At 65.8% G+C, this 19,146-nt stretch carries 8 protein-coding genes; 6 read left to right on the plus strand and 2 right to left on the minus strand.

What is annotated here, in order from left to right:
- The first annotated feature begins 11 nt into the window (after nucleotides 1-11).
- The 5 genes from OJJ21_RS11670 (at nucleotide 12) to OJJ21_RS11690 (ending at nucleotide 16,142) form a co-directional block, all read left to right on the plus strand.
- A complete protein-coding gene (locus tag OJJ21_RS11670) occupies nucleotides 12-2,363 on the plus strand; it encodes an ATP-binding protein (RefSeq protein ID WP_297686375.1) in 2,352 nt (783 codons plus the stop codon).
- A 198-nt stretch (nucleotides 2,364-2,561) separates the two neighbouring features.
- Nucleotides 2,562-10,277, plus strand: coding sequence for a hypothetical protein (locus OJJ21_RS11675; RefSeq protein ID WP_297686377.1), 7,716 nt, complete (start codon nucleotides 2,562-2,564; stop codon nucleotides 10,275-10,277).
- A gap of 347 nt (nucleotides 10,278-10,624) precedes the next feature.
- The gene (gene recA, locus OJJ21_RS11680; RefSeq protein ID WP_297686379.1) at nucleotides 10,625-11,698 is read left to right on the plus strand and encodes a recombinase RecA; all 1,074 of its coding nucleotides are present in this window, start codon (nucleotides 10,625-10,627) and stop codon (nucleotides 11,696-11,698) included.
- 578 nt (nucleotides 11,699-12,276) lie between these two features.
- Nucleotides 12,277-14,937: an alanine--tRNA ligase gene (gene alaS, locus OJJ21_RS11685; protein ID WP_297686381.1), complete on the plus strand. Its 2,661-nt coding sequence runs from the start codon at nucleotides 12,277-12,279 to the stop codon at nucleotides 14,935-14,937.
- Nucleotides 14,938-14,954: 17 nt separating this feature from the next.
- A complete protein-coding gene (locus OJJ21_RS11690; protein WP_297686383.1) occupies nucleotides 14,955-16,142 on the plus strand; it encodes a cyclic nucleotide-gated ion channel in 1,188 nt (395 codons plus the stop codon).
- A 22-nt stretch (nucleotides 16,143-16,164) separates the two neighbouring features.
- Here OJJ21_RS11690 and OJJ21_RS11695 read toward each other — a convergent pair whose 3' ends face one another.
- Nucleotides 16,165-17,376, minus strand: a complete 1,212-nt coding sequence (locus OJJ21_RS11695; protein WP_297686385.1) for an NADP-dependent isocitrate dehydrogenase — start codon at nucleotides 17,374-17,376, stop codon at nucleotides 16,165-16,167.
- A 192-nt stretch (nucleotides 17,377-17,568) separates the two neighbouring features.
- Nucleotides 17,569-18,153, minus strand: coding sequence for a TIGR00730 family Rossman fold protein (locus tag OJJ21_RS11700; RefSeq protein WP_297686387.1), 585 nt, complete (start codon nucleotides 18,151-18,153; stop codon nucleotides 17,569-17,571).
- Nucleotides 18,154-18,386: 233 nt separating this feature from the next.
- Here OJJ21_RS11700 and OJJ21_RS11705 point away from each other — a divergent pair, with 233 nt between their 5' ends.
- Entirely contained in the window at nucleotides 18,387-18,833 is a 447-nt protein-coding gene (locus OJJ21_RS11705) for a cytochrome c (protein WP_297686389.1), read from the plus strand.
- The last annotated feature ends 313 nt before the right edge of the window (nucleotides 18,834-19,146 follow it).

The following is a 19,146-nucleotide window of genomic DNA, read 5'->3' on the forward strand; positions in this document are numbered from 1 at the left end:
CGGGGGAAGCCATGGCGCTCAGCTTCGCTTCGCTGATCGGTTCGCCGCGCCGTCGCGCCGCCTGGCTGCTGGCGGAGGCAAGTCCGTTTGCGCGTGCCATCACCCGGGGCCATGAATTGCTGGCCGACAACACCGCGTATCGCGCGCTGGCCGCGCGGCTCGGCGACGAGGGCGGGCATGCACCCGATGCGCTGCTGGGCGGCGAGATCGGCAATGCCGAGGTCATCGCCCGGCTGCAGAGCCTGCTGCCGCTTGGCCGGGCCGTGCAGGAGGATATCGCGGTCCATGCCGGTGACGGCGTGGTGTCGCTGCGGGTCACCGCCATGCTGGCGCCGGTTTCGATCTCGGGCCGGCGCAACTGGGTGATCTGGGACATCCAGGAAGTGGCCGACAATGCCGCCGCCCTAGTGGCGGTGCGCCAGCAGCGCGACGAACTGGCGGCCTTCATCGACAATGCACCGGTCGGTCTCTATTCGGTGGCGCCGGACGGCCGTTTCCTGTTCGCCAACCGCACTTTCGCCGCCTGGCTCGGCACCGTGCCGGAGCAGCTGGTCGGCAGCGACCTGCTGCTGGCCGATGTGCTGTCGCATGGCGAGGGGCGCGAGAACGAGGCGATGACGCCGGACTGGCCCGGCGGCGAAGCCAAGCTGCGGCCGTTGCCGGCCCCGGAAGACAGCGGCGTTGAAGCCGACGATGCCAGCCGTTTCCGCCTGGTCAGCGTCAGCCAGACCGAGGTAACCGATGCCGACGGCGATCCCCTGCGTTACAGCGCCGTGATACATGATCTCGGCCTCGAACTGCGTCAGCGCGGCACCTTGCGCCCGGTGGAAGCCGAGTTCCGGCGCTTCTTCGACCAGGCGCCGATCGGCATCTTGGTACTCGATTCCGCCGGTACCATCCGCGAAGCCAATGCCGCTTTCGCCCAGCTCTGCGGCCGTGACGACTGGCTCGGCCAGCGGCTGGCGGCTCTGGTGCGCGAAGAAGATGCCCTGATGCTGACCCGCCATCTGGTGGCATTGCGTCGCGGGGAGACTTTCAGCCGTGCGCTGGAGGTGCGGCTCGCCGGGCCGCGCGAGCGTGTGGTGGAAGTGTTCGCCGCGTCCTCCGCGGAACGCGAGGACGGCCAGTCGGCGCAGCTGGTCTATCTGGTCGACACCACCGAGCAGCGCAGCCTGCAGACCCAGTTCCACCAGAGTCAGAAGATGCAGGCGGTCGGTCAGCTCGCTGGCGGCATCGCGCATGACTTCAACAATCTGCTCACCGCGATGATCGGCTTCTGCGACCTGCTGCTGCAGCGCCATCAGCCCGGCGACCAGTCGTTTGCCGATATCATGCAGATCAAGCAGAATGCCAGCCGTGCCGCCAATCTGGTGCGCCAGCTGCTGGCTTTCTCGCGTCAGCAGACTTTGGTCCCCAAGGTACTGGATATCACCGATGTGCTGGCCGATCTGCGCAACCTGATCGGGCGACTGATCGGCGAGACCATCACGCTGAAGATGGTGCATGGCCGCGATCTCGGCCTGATCAAGGTCGACCAGGGCCAGCTCGAGCAGGTGATCATCAATCTCGCGGTCAATGCCCGCGATGCCATGATCGAAGGCGGCGACCTGCTGATCCGTACCCTCAACCATACCGTCGCGCAGGCCACGCCGCTCGGCACCGAAACGATTCCGCCGGGCGACTACGTGCTGATCGAGGTGAAGGACAGCGGCCACGGCATTGCGCCGGAAAACATGGCCAAGATTTTCGATCCCTTCTTCACCACCAAGGCGGTCGGCGCCGGCACCGGGCTGGGGCTTTCCACCGTCTATGGCATCATCAAACAGACCGGCGGCTTCATCCATGTCGAAAGCGCGCCGGGCGAGGGTGCCTGTTTCCGGCTCTACCTGCCGTGCCACAAACCGAATGCCGACGACCTGCCCGCCAGCCGCGACGAAGCCCGGCCCGACAGCCGCGATCTCACCGGTCAGGGCCTCGTGCTGCTGGTGGAGGACGAGGATGCGGTGCGTGCCTTCGCCGCCCGCGCGCTGCGCAACAAGGGCTACACCGTCATTGAGGCCGCTTCCGGCGAACAGGCGCTGGCCTTGCCGGCCGACCAGCTCGAACGCGTCGAGTTGCTGATCTCCGATGTCGTGATGCCGAATCTGGACGGGCCGAGCCTGGCCGCGCAGCTCCGGACGCGCCGCCCGGAACTCAAAATCCTGTTTATCTCCGGTTACGCCGAAGACAGTTTGCGCTCGAATATGGCGAAATCCGCCGATGTGAACTTCCTGGCCAAGCCGTTTTCCCTCAGCCAGCTGGCCGGCAAGGTCAAGGAAGTGATGGATGCGGCGGCTCCCGGTGGAAATCGTCCGGCAACCTGAGCCGCTGCGACCATAGACCGCACCCGGACTGATTGCGGAAATTTCTCGAATTTTCCCAGAATCTGGTGGATTTTTCCTCCGCATGGAGCGAGGCTGCTGACCGTGGGAATCGTCGTATGGTTGCGACGCAAAGAGGTGCTGTCCACTGCCGGAACGGCATAGGGGCGGGCACCGGGCGTTTTGGGGGAAATTTTAGCTGTGACGAGTGTTGGCCTCTTTCCGACAACGCAAATCGCCGGACTGGCGACGAGCGCGATTCAGGGGCTGACCACAGCGGACATCCGGTCGCTCAAATCGACGCAGATCGCCGCGCTGTCCCAGACCGGCATCGAGACACTCGATTCAACGCAGGTCAAAGCACTGCTGGCGACGCAGGTCAAAGCCCTGACGGCAACGCAGTTCAGCTATTTGACCACCTCCCAGCTGGTCTTCGACGCCGCGCAACTTGCCGTTCTCTCGGCCGGACAGTTGCAGTCCTTCAGTACGACCAATCTGAATTACCTCGACACCACGCAGTTCCAGGCGCTGAAAGTCACCCAGGTTCGCGCGCTGACCGCCACGCAGATCGCCGGTCTGCGGTCCAGCGATATCGGCGAACTGAGTACCACGCAGGTCAGGAGCCTGACCGGCACCCAGGTGGCGGCGCTTGAAACCACCGACCTGAATGCCTTCAGCACCACGCAGTTCCAGGCCCTGAGCGCCACGCAGATTCGTGCACTGACCACCTCGCAGATCGCGTCGCTGACATCGGCGGCGATCGGCAGCCTGAATGCGACGCAGGTGAAAGGCCTGAGCGCCACGCAGATCGGCGCGCTGGATGAGGTCCAGGTCGGTGGACTGACCCGCACGGCGATCGCCGCGCTGACGACCAATCAGTTGCGATCGCTGAGCACGACCAACCTGAACGCGCTCGATGCGACGCAGACCCAGTCACTGACGGCAGGGCAGGTTGCCAGTCTCACCTCCACGCAGATCGCATCGCTCGGTGCGACCGATGTCGGCGACCTGACCACGACGCAGCTGCGGGCGCTGACGGGGACGCAATTGCGCTCCTTGAGCACGACCAATCTGAACGCGCTCGACACGACACAGACGCAGGTGCTGACGGCCACGCAGGTGAAGGCCCTGAGCACAACGCAGATTGAAGGTCTGCGGACGACCGATATCGGCGAACTGAGCACGACGCAGGTGAAGGCGCTGACCGGGCCGCAGCTGCGCGCTCTGACCACGACCAATCTGAACGCGTTCGACACGACGCAGACCCGGGCGCTGACGGTGGGGCAGATCTCCGCGCTGACCGCGACCCAGATTTCCGCGCTCTATACCACCGATGTTGCGGATTTGACGCAGACGCAGATCCGGGGCTTGACCGGTACCCAGGTGGCGGCGCTCGAGACCACCGATCTGAATATCCTGGACACCACGCAGGTGCAGGCGCTGACGGCGTTGCAGGTGAGGGCCCTGACCACCACGCAGATCGCGGCGTTGACGACCGCGGCGCTCGGCACCCTGAATGCGACGCAGGTGAAAGGTCTGACCGCGGCCCAGATCGGGCAGTTGTCCGAAACGCAGGTCGGCGCGCTGACCAGCACGGCAATTGCCGGCCTGACCGGAACCCAGTTGCGGTCCTTGAGCACGACCAACCTGAACGCGTTCGATACAACGCAGGCGCGGGCTTTGGCTGTGGCGCAGGTGAGGGCGCTGAATGCAACCCAGATCGCCAGTCTGCGGAGCGCGGATCTCGACGAACTGAATACGACGCAGCTGCGGGCGCTGACCGGAACGCAGCTGCGCGCTCTGACCACGACCAACCTGAACGCGCTCGACACGACGCAGACGCAGGCGCTGACCACGACGCAGATCGGCAGTCTCACCGCCACGCAGATCGCATCGCTCAGCACGACCGATATCGGCGAGCTGGCCACGACGCAGGTGCGGGTGCTGACGGGAACCCAGCTGCGGTCTTTGACCACCACGAACCTGAATGCGCTCGATACTTCGCAGACGCAGGCATTGGCGGCGGCGCAGGTGAGGGCCCTGAATACAACGCAGATCGCCAGCCTGCGGACCGGGGATATCGGCGAACTGAATACGACGCAGTTGCGCGTTCTCACCACGGCGCAGTTGCGGTCTTTGACCACGACCAATCTGAACGCGCTCGATACGACGCAGACGCGGGCGCTGACGGCGGCGCAGATCGCCAGCCTCACCTCCACGCAGATCGGCTCGCTCGGTTCGACCGATCTCGGCGATCTGGCCACGACGCAGCTGCGGGCGCTGACCGGTCCGCAACTGCGGTCTCTGAGCACCACCAACCTGAACGCGCTCGATGCCACGCTGACGCAGGCGCTGACGCCGGGGCAGGTGAGGGCCCTGAGCACGACGCAGATCGCCGGCCTGCGGACCACGGATATCGGCGAGCTGACCACAACGCAGGTGCGGTCGCTGTCGGGGACCCAGCTGCGATCGCTGACCGCGACCAATCTGACCGCGCTCGACACGGCGCAGACGCGGGCGCTGACGGCGGCACAGATTGCGGCTCTCGCCACCACGCAGATCGCATCCTTCGAGACGACCGATGTCGGCGACCTGGCCACGACGCAGGTGCGGGCGCTGACCGGGACGCAACTGCGGTCGTTGAGCGCAACCAGCCTGAATGCGCTCGGCACCGCGCAGACGCAGGCGTTGACGGCGACGCAGATACGGGCGCTGACCACGACGCAGATCGCGGGCCTGGAGACGACCGATCTCGGCGAGCTGAGCACGACGCAGATTCGGAGCCTGACGGCCACCCAGGTGACGGCGATCGAGCCCGCCGACCTGAACGCCCTGAACGCCGCCCAGCTGCAGAGCCTTGCCACGACGCAGGTGAGGGCGCTGAGCACAACGCAGTTGGGTGTGCTGAGCGACGCGCAGGTCAAGGCGCTGACGCCGGCGCAGCTCTCCGCGCTCACGACGACGCAGCGCAAGGCCCTGGGCACGGCGAATATCGGCACCCTGACCACGACGCAGCTCAAGGCGCTGACCACGACGCAGATCGCGGCGCTGACTGAAACCCAGATCGGTATCCTGACGCCGACGGCCCTGACGGCCTTCACCACCACGCAGGTGGCGGCCCTCGCCACCACGGCGCTGAACGCCCTGACGGCCAGCCAGGTGCAGGCCCTGACGGCGGAGCAGATTGCCGCGCTGACCACGGCGCAGATCGCGGGCCTGCGCACCACCGATATCGGCGAGCTGAGCGCGACACAGATCAGTAGCCTGACCGCCACGCAGGTCGCGGCGCTTGAGCCGGCCGATCTGGCGGCCCTGACCACCGCGCAGGTTGGCGCGCTGACGGCGACGCAGGTCAAGGCGCTGAGCACGACGGCGGTGGCGGCCCTGTCCGGCACACAGGTGGCGGCCCTGACCACCACGGCGCTGAATGCCCTGAACACGACACAGGTGCAGGCGCTGAGTACGACGCAGGTTTCCGCGTTGACCGCCGCGCAGGTCGGGGCGCTGGAGACGACCGACATCGCCAGCCTGAGCACGACGCAGTTGAAGGCGCTGAGCACGACGCAGATTGCGTCCCTGACTGAGACCCAGATCGGTGCCCTGGCGCCGGCATCGCTGACGGCGCTTGCCGGCACGCAGGTGGCGGCCCTGACCACTGCGGCGCTGAATGCCTTGACCACCAGCCAGGTGCAGGCGCTGACGGCGACGCAGGTTTCCGCGCTGGGCACGACGCAGATTGCCGGCCTGCGCAGCACCGACATCGCCGAGCTGGGCACGACGCAGATCGCTGGCCTGACGGCGGCGCAGATTTCCGCGCTGAGCACGACGCAGATCGGGTCGCTCGACACGACCGCCATCGCCAGCCTGAGCACGACGCAGCTGAAGGCTCTGACCACAACGCAGATCGCGTCCCTGACTGAAACCCAGATCGGCGCTCTGGCGCCGGCGTCGCTGACGGCGCTTGCCGGCACGCAGGTGGCGGCCCTGACCACTGCGGCGCTGACCGCCCTGAACACGACGCAGGTGCAGGCGCTGACGGCAACCCAGGTTTCCGCCCTGACGACGACGCAGATCGCCGGCCTGCGCAGCAGCGACATCGCCGAGCTGGGCACGACGCAGATCGCGGGACTGACCGCCGCGCAGGTGACGGTGCTGAACACCACAAATCTGAATGCGCTGACGGCGACGCAGGTTCAGGCGCTGACGGCGACGCAGGTTGCGGCGCTGAGCACCACGCAGATCGCCGGCCTGCGCACCACCGATATTGCCGAGCTGGGTACGACGCAGATCAGGGGCTTTACCGCCACGCAGATCGCGGCGCTGGGTACGACGCAGATCGGGTCGCTTGATACGACCGCCATCGCCAGCCTGAGCACGACGCAGCTGAAGGCGCTGAGCACGACGCAGGTCGCGGCCCTGACTGAAACCCAGGTCGGGGCTCTGGCGCCGGCATCGCTGACGGCGCTGGCCGGCACGCAGGTGGCGGCCCTGACCACCACAGCGCTGAACGCCCTGTCGGCCGCGCAGGTTCAGGCGCTGGCGGCGACGCAGATTTCCGCGCTGAGCACGACGCAGATCGCCGGCCTGCGCAGCAGCGACATCGCGGAGCTGGGCACGACGCAGATCGCGGCGCTGACCACCGCGCAGATCGGGGTGCTGAGCACGACCAATCTGAATGCGCTGACGGCGACGCAGGTTCAGGCGCTGACGGCGACGCAGATCGCGGCGCTGGGCACGACGCAGGTCGGGTCGCTCGACACGACCGCCATCGCCAGCCTGAGCACGACGCAACTGAAGGCGCTGAGCACGACGCAGATCGGCGCGCTGAATGAGACCCAGATCGGTGCCCTGGCGCCGGCATCGCTGACGGCGCTGGCCGGTACGCAGGTGGCGGCCCTGACCACCACGGCGCTGAATGCCCTGGATACAGCGCAGGCACAGGCGCTGACAGCGACACAGATTTCTGCCCTGACGACGACGCAGATCACGGGGCTGCGCAGCACTGATATCGCCGAGCTGGGCGCCACGCAGATTGCCGGCCTGACGGCCACGCAGCTGGTGGCGCTGGGCACCGCCAGTCTGAATGCATTCGATACCAGCCAGGTTCAGGCGCTGACGGCGACGCAGATTTCCGCGCTGAGCACCACGCAGATCGCCGGGCTGCGCAGCAGCGACATCGCCGAGCTGGGTGCCACGCAGATCGCCGGCCTGACGGCCACGCAGCTGGTGGCGCTGGGCACCGCCAGTCTGAATGCATTCGATATCAGCCAGGTGCAGTCGCTGACGGCGACGCAGATTTCCGCCCTGACCACCACGCAGATCACGGGACTGCGCAGCAGCGACATCGCCGAGCTGGGTACCACGCAGCTTCAGGCTCTGACCACGGCGCAGATCGCGGCCCTGACTGAAACCCAGGTCGGGGCCCTGGCTCCGGCGTCGCTGGCGGCGCTGGCCGGCACGCAGGTGGCGGCCCTGACCACTGCGGCGCTGAATGCCCTGACCACCAGCCAGGTGCAGGCGCTGACGGCGACGCAGATTTCCGCTCTGACGACGACGCAGATCGCCGGTCTGCGCAGTACCGATATCGCCGAGCTGGGCACGACACAGATCGCGGGGTTGACGGCCACGCAGATCGCGGCGCTCAGCACCACCAACCTGAATACGCTCGACACCACGCAGGTTCAGGCACTGGCGGCCACGCAGATCGCGGCCCTGACCACCACGCAGATCAAGGGGCTGCAGACCACCGACATCGCCGAGCTGGCCACGACGCAGATCGCCGGCCTGACCGCCACGCAGATTGCGGCGCTGGGCACCACCAGTCTGAATGCTCTGACCACCAGCCAGGTGCAGGCGCTGACGGCGACGCAGATTTCCGCACTGACCACCACGCAGATCGCCGGCTTGCGCAGCACCGACATCGCCGAGCTGGGCACGACGCAGATCGCCGGCCTGACCGCCACGCAGATTGCGGCGCTGAGCACCACCAGTCTGAATGCCCTGACCACCACGCAGGCGCAGGCGCTGAGCACCACGCAGATCGCCGCTCTGACGACCACACAGGTCAAGGGCCTGCGCACCACCGATATCGGCGAGTTGACCACGACGCAGCTCCGGGCGCTGACCACGACGCAGGTCGCATCGTTGAATGAAACCCAGGTCAGCGCCCTGACCCCGACGACGCTGACGGCGCTTGCCGCCACGCAGGTGGCAGCCCTGAGCACCGCGGCGCTGAATGCCCTGAATGCCAACCAGGTGCAGGCGCTGACGACGGAGCAGGTTTCCGCGCTGACCACCACGCAGATCGGGAGCCTGCGCACCACCGATATCGGTGAGCTGAGTGCCACCCAGATTGCCAGCCTGACCACAGCGCAGATCGCTGCGCTGAACACCACCAATCTGAATGCGTTCAGCACCACACAGACCCAGGCACTGACGGCGACGCAGATTTCCGCCCTGACCACGACGCAGATCAAGGGACTGCGGACCACCGACATCGCCGAGCTGGGCACGACGCAGATTGCCGGCCTGACCGCGCCGCAGATCGCCGCGCTCAGTACCACCAACCTGAATACGCTCAGCACGACGCAGGTACAGGCACTCACGGCCACGCAGATCGCGGCGCTGAGCACGACGCAGATCGCCGGTCTGCGGACTACCGACATCGCCGAGCTGGGCACGACGCAGATTGCCGGCCTGACCGCGCCGCAGATCGCCGCGCTGAGCACCACCAATCTGAACACCCTGACCACCAGCCAGGTGCAGGCGCTGACGGCGACGCAGATTTCCGCCCTGACCACGACGCAGATCGCCGGTCTGCGCACCACCGACATCGCCGAGCTGGGCACGACGCAGATCAAGGGTTTTACCGCCTCGCAGATCGCCGCGCTCAGCACCACCAATCTGAATGCCCTGACCACCAGCCAGGTGCAGGCGCTGACGGCGACGCAGATTTCCGCCCTGACCACGACACAGATCGCCGGTCTGCGGACCACCGATCTCGCCGAGCTGGCCACGACGCAGATCAGGGATCTGACGGCGACGCAGGTGGCGGTGCTGAGCAGCGCGCAGATCGCGGGTCTCGCCACCACGCAGGTGGCGGCGCTCGAAACCACCGACCTGAATGCCCTGAACACCACGCAGGTCCGGGCACTGACGGCGACGCAGGTGGCGGCGCTGACCACGACGCAGATCGCCGGGCTGCGCAGCACCGATATCGGTGAACTGGGCACGACGCAGCTTCAGGCACTGACGACGGCGCAGCTGCAGGCGCTGGGCACCGCCAATTTCAATGCCCTGGGCACGACGCAGGTGCAGGCCCTGACGGCGACGCAGGTGGCGGCGCTGAGCACGACGCAGATTGCCGGCCTGCGCAGCACCGATATCGCCGAGCTGGGCACGACGCAGGTCCGGGCGCTGACCGCCGCCCAGCTGCAGGCGCTGGGCACCGCCAATTTCAATGCTCTGGTCACGACGCAGGTGCAGTCGCTGACCGCGACGCAGGTGGCGGCGCTCGCCACCACGCAGATCGCGGGGCTGCGCACCACCGATGTCGGCGAGCTGGCCACGGCGCAGCTTCAGGCGCTGACCACCAGCCAGTTGCGCTCCCTGAGCACCACCAATCTGAATGCCCTGAGCGGCACGCAGACGCGGGCGCTGACCTCGACGCAGGTGGCGGGGCTGAGCACGACGCAGATCGCGGGTCTGCGGTCGACCGATATCGACGAGCTGTACAGGACGCAGCTTCAGGCGTTGACCACGTCGCAGGTGGCGTCGATCGCCACCACGGCAATCCGCGGGTTGAGCGCCGGTGATATCCTGGCGTTCAGTCCTGCCCAGGCGAATGCTTTCACCCAGGCGCAGGTCTCGGCCCTGAGCCGGTGGCAGTATTGGGCCTGGCTCCGGGCGCTTGATTAGCCGCCGCAGTCCGCCGGCCAGAGCTGAGAGATCAGCTACTTCCGGCTGTATTCAGTGATTATATCCACAACAAAATAGCGAGATTCGCTCCTCCGGACGCTCTGCCGCCGCCGGTCTGGCCGCCAGTCCGGGGCAGGGAGGCTGGCTGGCCGGGGAATCGCCCGATGGTCCGAACAGCCGTGAACATGACGGCGGTCTTGTGAGAACACCTGTGGAATATTCCATAAATATCAGGCACCTGCAGAGGCCTGTCGATTTTACTGGACAACAGCAACGAGATGAGAACATATGGGGTCAGAACGGCGTATAATTGCAATTGACCGATTCCCATGAAAGGATGCCCCGCAATGTCGTCCCCCTCCCTTCGCCTCGTGGACAAGGAAAACATGGATAAGAGTAAGGCTCTGGAAGCGGCGCTCTCGCAGATCGAGCGCAATTTCGGCAAGGGCTCGGTGATGAAGCTCGGCCAGCGTCAGAGCATGGAGGTCGAGTCGATCTCCACCGGTTCGCTCGGCCTGGATATCGCGCTCGGCATCGGCGGTCTGCCGAAGGGCCGCATCGTCGAGGTCTACGGTCCGGAAAGCTCGGGCAAGACCACCATCGCGCTCCATGTCGTGGCCGAGGCCCAGAAGAAGGGCGGCACCTGCGCCTTCGTCGACGCCGAACACGCGCTCGACCCCTCCTATGCCCGCAAGCTCGGCGTCAATATCGAGGAGCTGCTGATCTCGCAGCCCGATACCGGCGAGCAGGCGCTGGAAATCGCCGATACGCTCGTCCGCTCCGGCGCCATCGACGTGCTGGTGATCGACTCGGTCGCCGCGCTGGTGCCGCAGGCCGAACTGGAAGGCGAGATGGGCGATACGCATGTGGGCCTGCAGGCCCGCCTGATGAGCCAGGCGCTGCGCAAGCTGACCGCCTCGATCTCCAAGTCGAACTGCATGGTCATCTTCATCAACCAGATCCGCATGAAGATCGGCGTGATGTTCGGCAGCCCGGAAACCACCACCGGCGGCAACGCGCTGAAATTCTACGCCTCCGTCCGCCTCGACATCCGCCGCATCGGCGCCATCAAGATCCGCGACGAGGTGGTCGGCAACCAGACCCGTGTGAAGGTGGTCAAGAACAAGGTGGCGCCCCCGTTCAAGGTGGTCGATTTCGACATCATGTATGGCGAGGGCGTGTCCAAGACCGGCGAACTGATCGACCTCGGCGTCAAAGCCAATGTGGTCGAGAAGTCGGGCTCCTGGCTCTCCTTCGACAGCCAGCGCATCGGTCAGGGCCGCGAGGCCGCCAAGCTCTTCCTCAAGGAAAACCCTGAGGTTGCCAATCGGATTGAAGCCGCGATCAAGGCCAATACCGGCATCGTGGCCGCCGCGATCGACGCCGGCCCGGAAGCCGCCGAGGCCGACGACGCGGAGTAAAGATTTCGCCCTGCTCAAACGCCGGTAAACCACGGCGCCTGAGTTAATTCTCCTCCATGGGCAAAGCCCCGGCAGCGGACCTCGCTGCCGGGGTTATTTTTTGGCCCCGGCCCGGACCTGGGCCCCGGGAGGATATCGGCCGGCTATATTGAATTCCGCCTGATATACCCCATGTGTTCCGGGTGTCGGACGGGGCCGGCGGTCCATCCGCCGCCAGACCCGCCGCGCGTTGGCTCGAATTGGCTCGCGTTGGCTCCCATTGGCCCGGATTGGCCTGCGCTGGTCCCCGGCGGACTGCAGCGGGCACCCCCTGGCACCGGACTGGGGCAAGATCGGACCGGAAACGGCTGCGGCCGGCAGGCTCCGGCGCTCCCCCGGCGCCAGCGGGTCGCGACGAAGAACGCCCTTCCGGGCAAGCACTTACCCCCGACTTCCGCTTGCTGGACAGGGACGGGAGGGGACGTTAAGACAGGTTTCTTGCCGGGCCCGCCCCGGCTCATGACATTCTGACCAGCAACGACACTGGCGACCCGGCCAAGAGAAGGCTCGCGTCGCCGCCGACCAGGGGTATGACGTCCATGTCCTCCGCCAGCGATGTCCGCCAGGCCTTTCTCGACTACTTTGCCAGGAACGGGCACAGCGTGGTCGAGTCTTCGCCGCTGGTGCCGCGCAACGACCCGACGCTGATGTTCACCAACGCGGGCATGGTGCAGTTCAAGAATGTCTTCACCGGCCAGGAGAAGCGCCCCTATACGCGTGCCACCACCTCGCAGAAATGCGTGCGCGCCGGCGGCAAGCATAACGACCTCGACAATGTGGGCTACACCGCGCGGCATCACACCTTCTTCGAGATGCTCGGCAATTTCTCGTTTGGCGACTATTTCAAGGACGAGGCGATCCCGCTCGCCTGGAATCTGATCACCAAAGACTACGGCCTGCCGAAAGAGAAGCTCTGGGTCACCGTCTATCACGACGACGACCAGGCCTTTAACATCTGGAAGAAGATTGGCGTGGCCGAAGACCGCATCGTGCGCATCGCCACCTCGGACAATTTCTGGGCCATGGGCGATACCGGCCCGTGTGGTCCGTGCTCGGAAATCTTCTACGACCATGGCGACAAGATCTGGGGCGGCCCGCCGGGCAGCCCGGAAGCCGATGGCGACCGCTATATCGAGATCTGGAATCTCGTTTTCATGCAGTTCGAGCAGGTGACGAAGGAGCAGCGCGTCTCGCTGCCGAAACCGTCCATCGACACCGGCATGGGCCTGGAGCGCATCACCGCGGTGATGCAGGGCAAGCACGACAATTACGACATCGACCTGATGCGCGCGCTGATCGAGGCCTCGGCCGATGCCGCGCATGTCAGCGCCGACGGCGAGCACAAGGTCAGCCATCGCGTGGTCGCCGACCATCTGCGCTCGTCCTGTTTCCTGATCGCGGATGGCGTGCTGCCGTCCAACGAGGGGCGCGGCTATGTGCTGCGCCGCATCATGCGCCGCGCCATGCGCCATGCCCAGCTGATGGGCTGCAAGGAACCGCTGATGCACCGCCTGGTGCCGGCGCTGGTCTCCGAGATGGGCCGCGCCTATCCCGAACTCGGCCGCGCCGAGGCGCTGATCGCCGAAACCCTGAAGCTGGAAGAGACCCGTTTCAAGCAGACGCTGGATCGCGGCCTCAAGCTGCTCGATGAAGCCACTGCCGGCATGGGCAAGGGCGACATGCTGCCGGGCGAGACCGCCTTCAAACTGTATGACACCTTTGGCTTCCCGCTCGACCTGACGCAGGACGCGCTGCGGCCGCGCGGCATCAACGTCAATCTCGACGGCTTCCAGTCGGCCATGGCGGCGCAGAAGGCCGAGGCCCGCAAGGCCTGGGCCGGGTCCGGCGAGGCGGCGACCGAGAAGGTCTGGTTCGAGCTGCGCGAAGACAAGGGCGCCACCGAATTCCTCGGCTACGACACGCAGAGCGCCGAAGGCCGCATCGATGCCATCATCCTCGACGGCAAGCCGGTGAGCGAGGCCGCGACCGGCACCGAAGTCGCCGTGCTGCTGAACCAGACGCCGTTCTATGCGGAATCCGGCGGCCAGCAGGGCGATGCGGGCCTCATCACCACCGCCGGCGGCGCGAAGGTGCAGGTCAGCGACACGCAGAAGAAGCTCGGTGCGCTGCATGCCCATCTGGGCAAGGTGGTCGAGGGCACGCTGAAGGTCGACGACATGGCGATCCTCACCGTGGACGCCACCCGTCGCGCCGCCATCGCCTCCAACCATTCGGCCACCCATCTGCTGCATGCCGCGCTCCGTCGCAAATTGGGCGACCATGTCACCCAGAAGGGCTCGCTGGTCTCGCCGGATCGTTTCCGCTTCGATATCAGCCATCCCAAGCCGATCAGCGCCGAGGAGGCTTCCGCCGTGGAAGCCGAAGTCAACGCGATGATCCGCCAGAACGATGCCGTGACCACCCGGCTCATGACGCCCGACGAGGCGATCAAGGCCGGCGCCATGGCGCTGTTCGGCGAGAAGTATGGCGACGAGGTGCGCGTGCTCTCGATGGGCAAGCTGGACGACGGCAGGGACTACTCGGTCGAACTCTGCGGCGGCACCCATGTGAAGCGCACCGGCGACATCGCGCTGTTCAAGATCGTCAATGAAGGCGCCGTTGCCGCCGGCGTGCGCCGCATCGAGGCGCTGACCGGTGAGGCCGCGCGGCATTACTTCCTCGAACAGGAAGAGACCCTGCAGGCGGCGGCCGATGCGCTGAAGGCGCAGCCGAAAGACGTACCGCAGCGTCTCGCCGCGCTGCTGGAAGACCGACGCAAGCTGGAGCGCGAACTGTCTGAGCTGCGCAAGCAGCTTGCCCTAGGTGGCATGAATGGCGGCGGCGGTTCGGGCGGCCCGCAGGTGAAGGAACTGAACGGCGTGAAATTCGCCGCACGCCAGCTCGATGGCGTGCCGGCCAAGGACCTGCGCGGCATGGTCGATGCCATGAAGAAGGATATCGGCTCCGGCGTCGTCGCGCTCACCTCGGTGGCCGATGGCAAGGTCGCGGTGGTGGTCGGCGTCTCCGCCGATCTGACGGCCCGGCTGAATGCCGCCGATCTGGTCAAGATCGCCACGCCGCTGATCGGCGGCCAGGGCGGCGGCGGCCGGCCCGATTTCGCCCAGGGCGGCGGTGCCGATCCGGCCGGGGCCGAGAAGGCGCTGGACGCGATCGCCGCCGAAATCGGCAAAGCCGCGTAACGCAACCGGCCGGCGCGATGTCACATCCAGGCTGGCGCCGACGCTGTTTCGACCTGCTGGCCGATGACCGGACCGATTCAGGTCTCGGCCACCGGCTGGTGTCCAGCCTGATCCTGCTGGGTATCGCAGGCTGTGCGCTCGCCATCATCCTGGTGACCGTGCCGGGGCTGGAGACGCGCACCGGCTTCTGGCTCGATCGCGTGCGCGAAGCCACCGATATCCTGTTCACCGCCGAATACCTGCTGCGCATCTGGATCGCGCCGGATTACATCCATGGCGGCCGCATCAGCATGACGACGATGCGCCGGCGCTACATGACCTCGTTTCTCGGTGTCATCGATCTGCTGGTGATCCTGCCGTTCTGGATCAACCTGGTCGTGCCGTTCCCGCGCGACCTGTTTCTCACGCTGGAAATGTTCACCCTGTTCAAGCTGGCACGCTACCTGCCGGGACTGGGTCTGGTCGTCGGTGTGCTGAAACGCGAGAGTTCGGCGCTGGGCGCCGCGCTCATGACCGTCGGCGTGCTGCTGGTGATCGCCTCCTGCATCATGTACGTGCTGGAAAATGAAACCCAGCCCGAAGTGTTCGGGTCGATCCCGCAGGCGCTGTGGTGGGGCATCGTCACTGTCGGCTCGGTCGGCTATGGCGACATGATTCCGATCACACCGCTGGGCAAGCTGTTCAACGGTTTCGTCATCGTGCTCGGCGTGGCCACCTTCGCCATTCCAGCGGGTCTGCTCGCCTCGGGATTTGCCGAGGAGTTCAAGCGCCGCGAATTCATGGTCACCTGGCGGGCGGTGGCCGCGCTGCCGCTGTTCGGCGAGCTCGATGCCAGTTCGATCGCCGAGATCGCCAGCCTGCTCAAGCCGCAGGTGGTGCCGGCCGGCGCCGTGGTCGTGCGCAAGGGCGACCGGGCGGAGGCCATGTTCTTCATCATGGCCGGCGAGGTCGAGGTGGAAATCCTGCCCGAACCGGTGGTGCTCGGCACCGGCCAGCATTTCGGCGAGATCGCCCTGCTCAATCGCACCGACCGCACCGCCACCGTCATTGCCATCAGCACCTGCCGCCTGCTGACCCTGGAGGTCGCCGATTTCCAGCGCCTGCTGCAGGTGCATCCCACCATCCGGGAGCATATTTCCAGCCTGGCCGAACAGCGCGCCGCGCAAAGAAAAACGGCGGAGGGCTCCGCGCCCCCCGCCGTCTGATCCGTCCGGAAGGACCCTCGGCTTACGCCAGGGCCTTCTTCATATTCTCGTCGATCTTGTCGAGGAACTTCTGGGTGGTCAGCCAGGGCTGGTCCTTCGAGATCAGCACCGCCAGATCCTTGGTCATGAAGCCGGCTTCCACGGTGGAGACGCAGACCTTCTCCAGCGTATGGGCGAACTTGTCCAGATCGGCATTGCCATCCAGCTTGGCGCGATGCATCAGGCCGCGCGTCCAGGCGAAGATCGAGGCGATCGGATTGGTCGAGGTCTCGCGACCGGCCTGGTGTTCGCGATAGTGGCGCGTCACCGTGCCATGGGCGGCCTCGGCTTCCACCACCTTGCCGTCCGGGGTCATCAGCACGCTGGTCATCAGACCCAGCGAACCGAAGCCCTGCGCCACCACGTCGGACTGCACGTCGCCGTCGTAGTTCTTGCAGGCCCAGACGAACTTGCCCGACCACTTGATGGCGCAGGCCACCATGTCGTCGATCAGGCGGTGTTCGTAGGTGATGCCGGCGGCCTTGAACTTGGCGACGAATTCCTGCTGGTAGACTTCCTCGAACAGATCCTTGAAGCGGCCGTCATAGGCCTTGAGGATGGTGTTCTTGGTCGACAGGTACAGCGGCCAGCCGCGCACCAGCGAGTAGTTCATGCTGGCGCGGGCGAAGTCGCGGATCGAATCGTCGAGATTGTACATCGCCATGGCGACGCCGCTGCCGGGAGCCTTGAAGACTTCCTTCTCGATGATCTTGCCGTCCTCGCCGACGAACTTGATGGTCAGCGTGCCCTTGCCGGGGAAGCGGAAATCGGTGGCGCGATACTGGTCGCCGAAGGCATGGCGGCCGACCACGATCGGGTCGTTCCAGTGCGGCACCAGGCGCGGCACGTTCTTGCAGATGATCGGCTCGCGGAAGATCGTGCCGCCGAGGATGTTGCGGATCGTGCCGTTCGGCGACTTCCACATTTCCTTCAGCTTGAACTCGGTCACGCGCTGCTCGTCCGGCGTGATGGTGGCGCATTTCACGCCGACGCCGTGCTTCAGGATCGCATGGGCGCTGTCGATGGTGACCTGGTCGTTGGTCTGGTCGCGGTATTCGACGCCGAGATCGTAGTAGAGCAGATCCACATCCAGATACGGCAGGATCAGCTTCTCCTTGATGAACTTCCAGATGATGCGGGTCATCTCGTCGCCGTCGAGTTCGACGACCGGATTCTTGACCTTGATCTTCGCCATAAATGGCTCCTCCACAGTCACGGGTTTACATATTTCAACAATGGCCCGGACCCTAGCAAAGCCCGCCCGGCCGGCAAAGCCCTTGGGGGCGCCGGGCCGGGTGGATTTAAACTCTAGGCGGGGCGAGAAAAGATCAAATCCGCCAGCTTGTTGCCGGCCGGCGGGGGAACGGGCGGGAGAGGCGCCGGCGGGTCAGATCTTGCTGGTCCGGGGTGCGTGTTCCGGCGGCGGCTCGGCCAGCAGGGCGGTGATCACCGCCTCGGCGTCTTCCACCACCGTATACAGCGAGGTGGCGCTGCGGCGGGCAAAGCCGCGCTCGATCACGGTCTCGATCAGCGCCATCAGCGGATGCCAGTAGTCTTCGGTGTTGAGCACCAGCACCGGCTTGTCATGCAGCTTGAGCTGCCGCCAGGTGATCACCTCGAAGAATTCGTCCAGCGTGCCCAGGCCGCCGGGCAGGGCGATGAAGGCATCCGCCATCTCGACCATCATCTTCTTGCGGGTGTGCATGCTGTCGACCACATGCAGCTCGGTCAGGCCGGTATGGCCGACTTCCCAGTCGTGCAGATGGTTGGGGATGATGCCGACCACCTCGCCGCCGGATTTCATGACCGCATCGGCCACCACGCCCATCAGGCCGATGCGACCGCCGCCATAGATCAGGCGGATGCCGTTCTCGGCCAGGCGCTGGCCCAGAATCTGGGCCTGGGCGGTGTAAATCTGGCTCTCGCCGAGGCTCGAGCCGCAATAGACGCAGACGGAGCGAATGGCGGTCATACATCAATCCGGGAAACAGACAGAGGCGGGGTTTCTTTGGGGTGGGGATGGGTAGCTGATTCCGCCCCGGGATGCCAGTGGAAAAGCCCGACCCGCTGCCACTTCTGGCAGGTACGGCCGCATCGCTAAATTTTTCGTGAGGGTTGAACGACTTGTCGTGCGATGCCCGGTCGACCGGGTATAGATGGAGGGCCCGGTACAGCAGACGGGTTGCAACGAGGGGAAAAATACGAATGGCTACGTGGCATAAGGCGGTCCTGGCGGCAGCGCTGGGTCTTGCAGTGGTGTCGGTCGGCGGTCTGGCCTTTGCCCAGGCAGACGCGATCAAGGCCCGCAAGGACGGTTTCCAGGTGTTCCGCACCTCTGCGGGCGCCATCAAGAAGGTGGTCGACGACAACAGCGCGCCTGCGGGCGCCGTGGCTCCGGCCGAGGCGATTGCCTCTCAGGCTGCCCGGCAGCTGCAGCACTTCCCGGCCGGCTCCGACAAAGGCGATACCAAGGCCAAGCCGGAAATCTGGGCCAACATGGCCCAGTTCGAAGGCTATATGAAAGATCTGGAAGCCAAGGCCACGGCTGTGGCCGTCGCCGGCAAGGCTGGCGATGCGGCAGCGCTGAAGACCGCCTTCGGCGCCATGGGCGCCGCCTGCGGGACCTGCCACAAGGCCTTCCGCATGGATTGATCCGGCTTGCCGGGTTGCAGAAGAGGCGCGGCTTGTCGGTTATCACCAATAACCGCAGAATGCGCACAATTACACGACAGCCGGATCGCGATTAGCGACTCCGGCTGTCAATTTTAGTAATCCTTTCAATATCGCCGCCCCAATGCTTCTCCGGCGGTCCACTCCGCTGCCAGACCGCCCACCAACGGCACAGTCACCGTCCGGCCCTACCGTCAACCCCTCCACCATGTCGGGTGCCTACCGTTTTAGGCGACGTCCCTCTCTTACGAGCTGACCCTACCTGTCGACGCGGGCCTGCACTTATAGTTGTCGG

Source organism: Ferrovibrio sp. (genome assembly GCF_025869515.1).
GTDB lineage: Bacteria > Pseudomonadota > Alphaproteobacteria > Ferrovibrionales > Ferrovibrionaceae > Ferrovibrio.

Bases quoted from the DNA above. Each gene is read 5' to 3' on its own strand.
- recA (WP_297686379.1), top strand. From the start codon at position 10,625: ATGTCGTCCCCCTCCCTTCGCCTCGTGGACAAGGAAAACATGGATAAG.
- alaS (WP_297686381.1), top strand. From the start codon at position 12,277: ATGTCCTCCGCCAGCGATGTCCGCCAGGCCTTTCTCGACTACTTTGCC.
- OJJ21_RS11705 (WP_297686389.1), top strand. From the start codon at position 18,387: ATGGCTACGTGGCATAAGGCGGTCCTGGCGGCAGCGCTGGGTCTTGCA.
- OJJ21_RS11695 (WP_297686385.1), bottom strand. From the start codon at position 17,376: ATGGCGAAGATCAAGGTCAAGAATCCGGTCGTCGAACTCGACGGCGAC.
- OJJ21_RS11690 (WP_297686383.1), top strand. From the start codon at position 14,955: ATGTCACATCCAGGCTGGCGCCGACGCTGTTTCGACCTGCTGGCCGAT.
- OJJ21_RS11700 (WP_297686387.1), bottom strand. From the start codon at position 18,153: ATGACCGCCATTCGCTCCGTCTGCGTCTATTGCGGCTCGAGCCTCGGC.
- OJJ21_RS11670 (WP_297686375.1), top strand. From the start codon at position 12: ATGGCGCTCAGCTTCGCTTCGCTGATCGGTTCGCCGCGCCGTCGCGCC.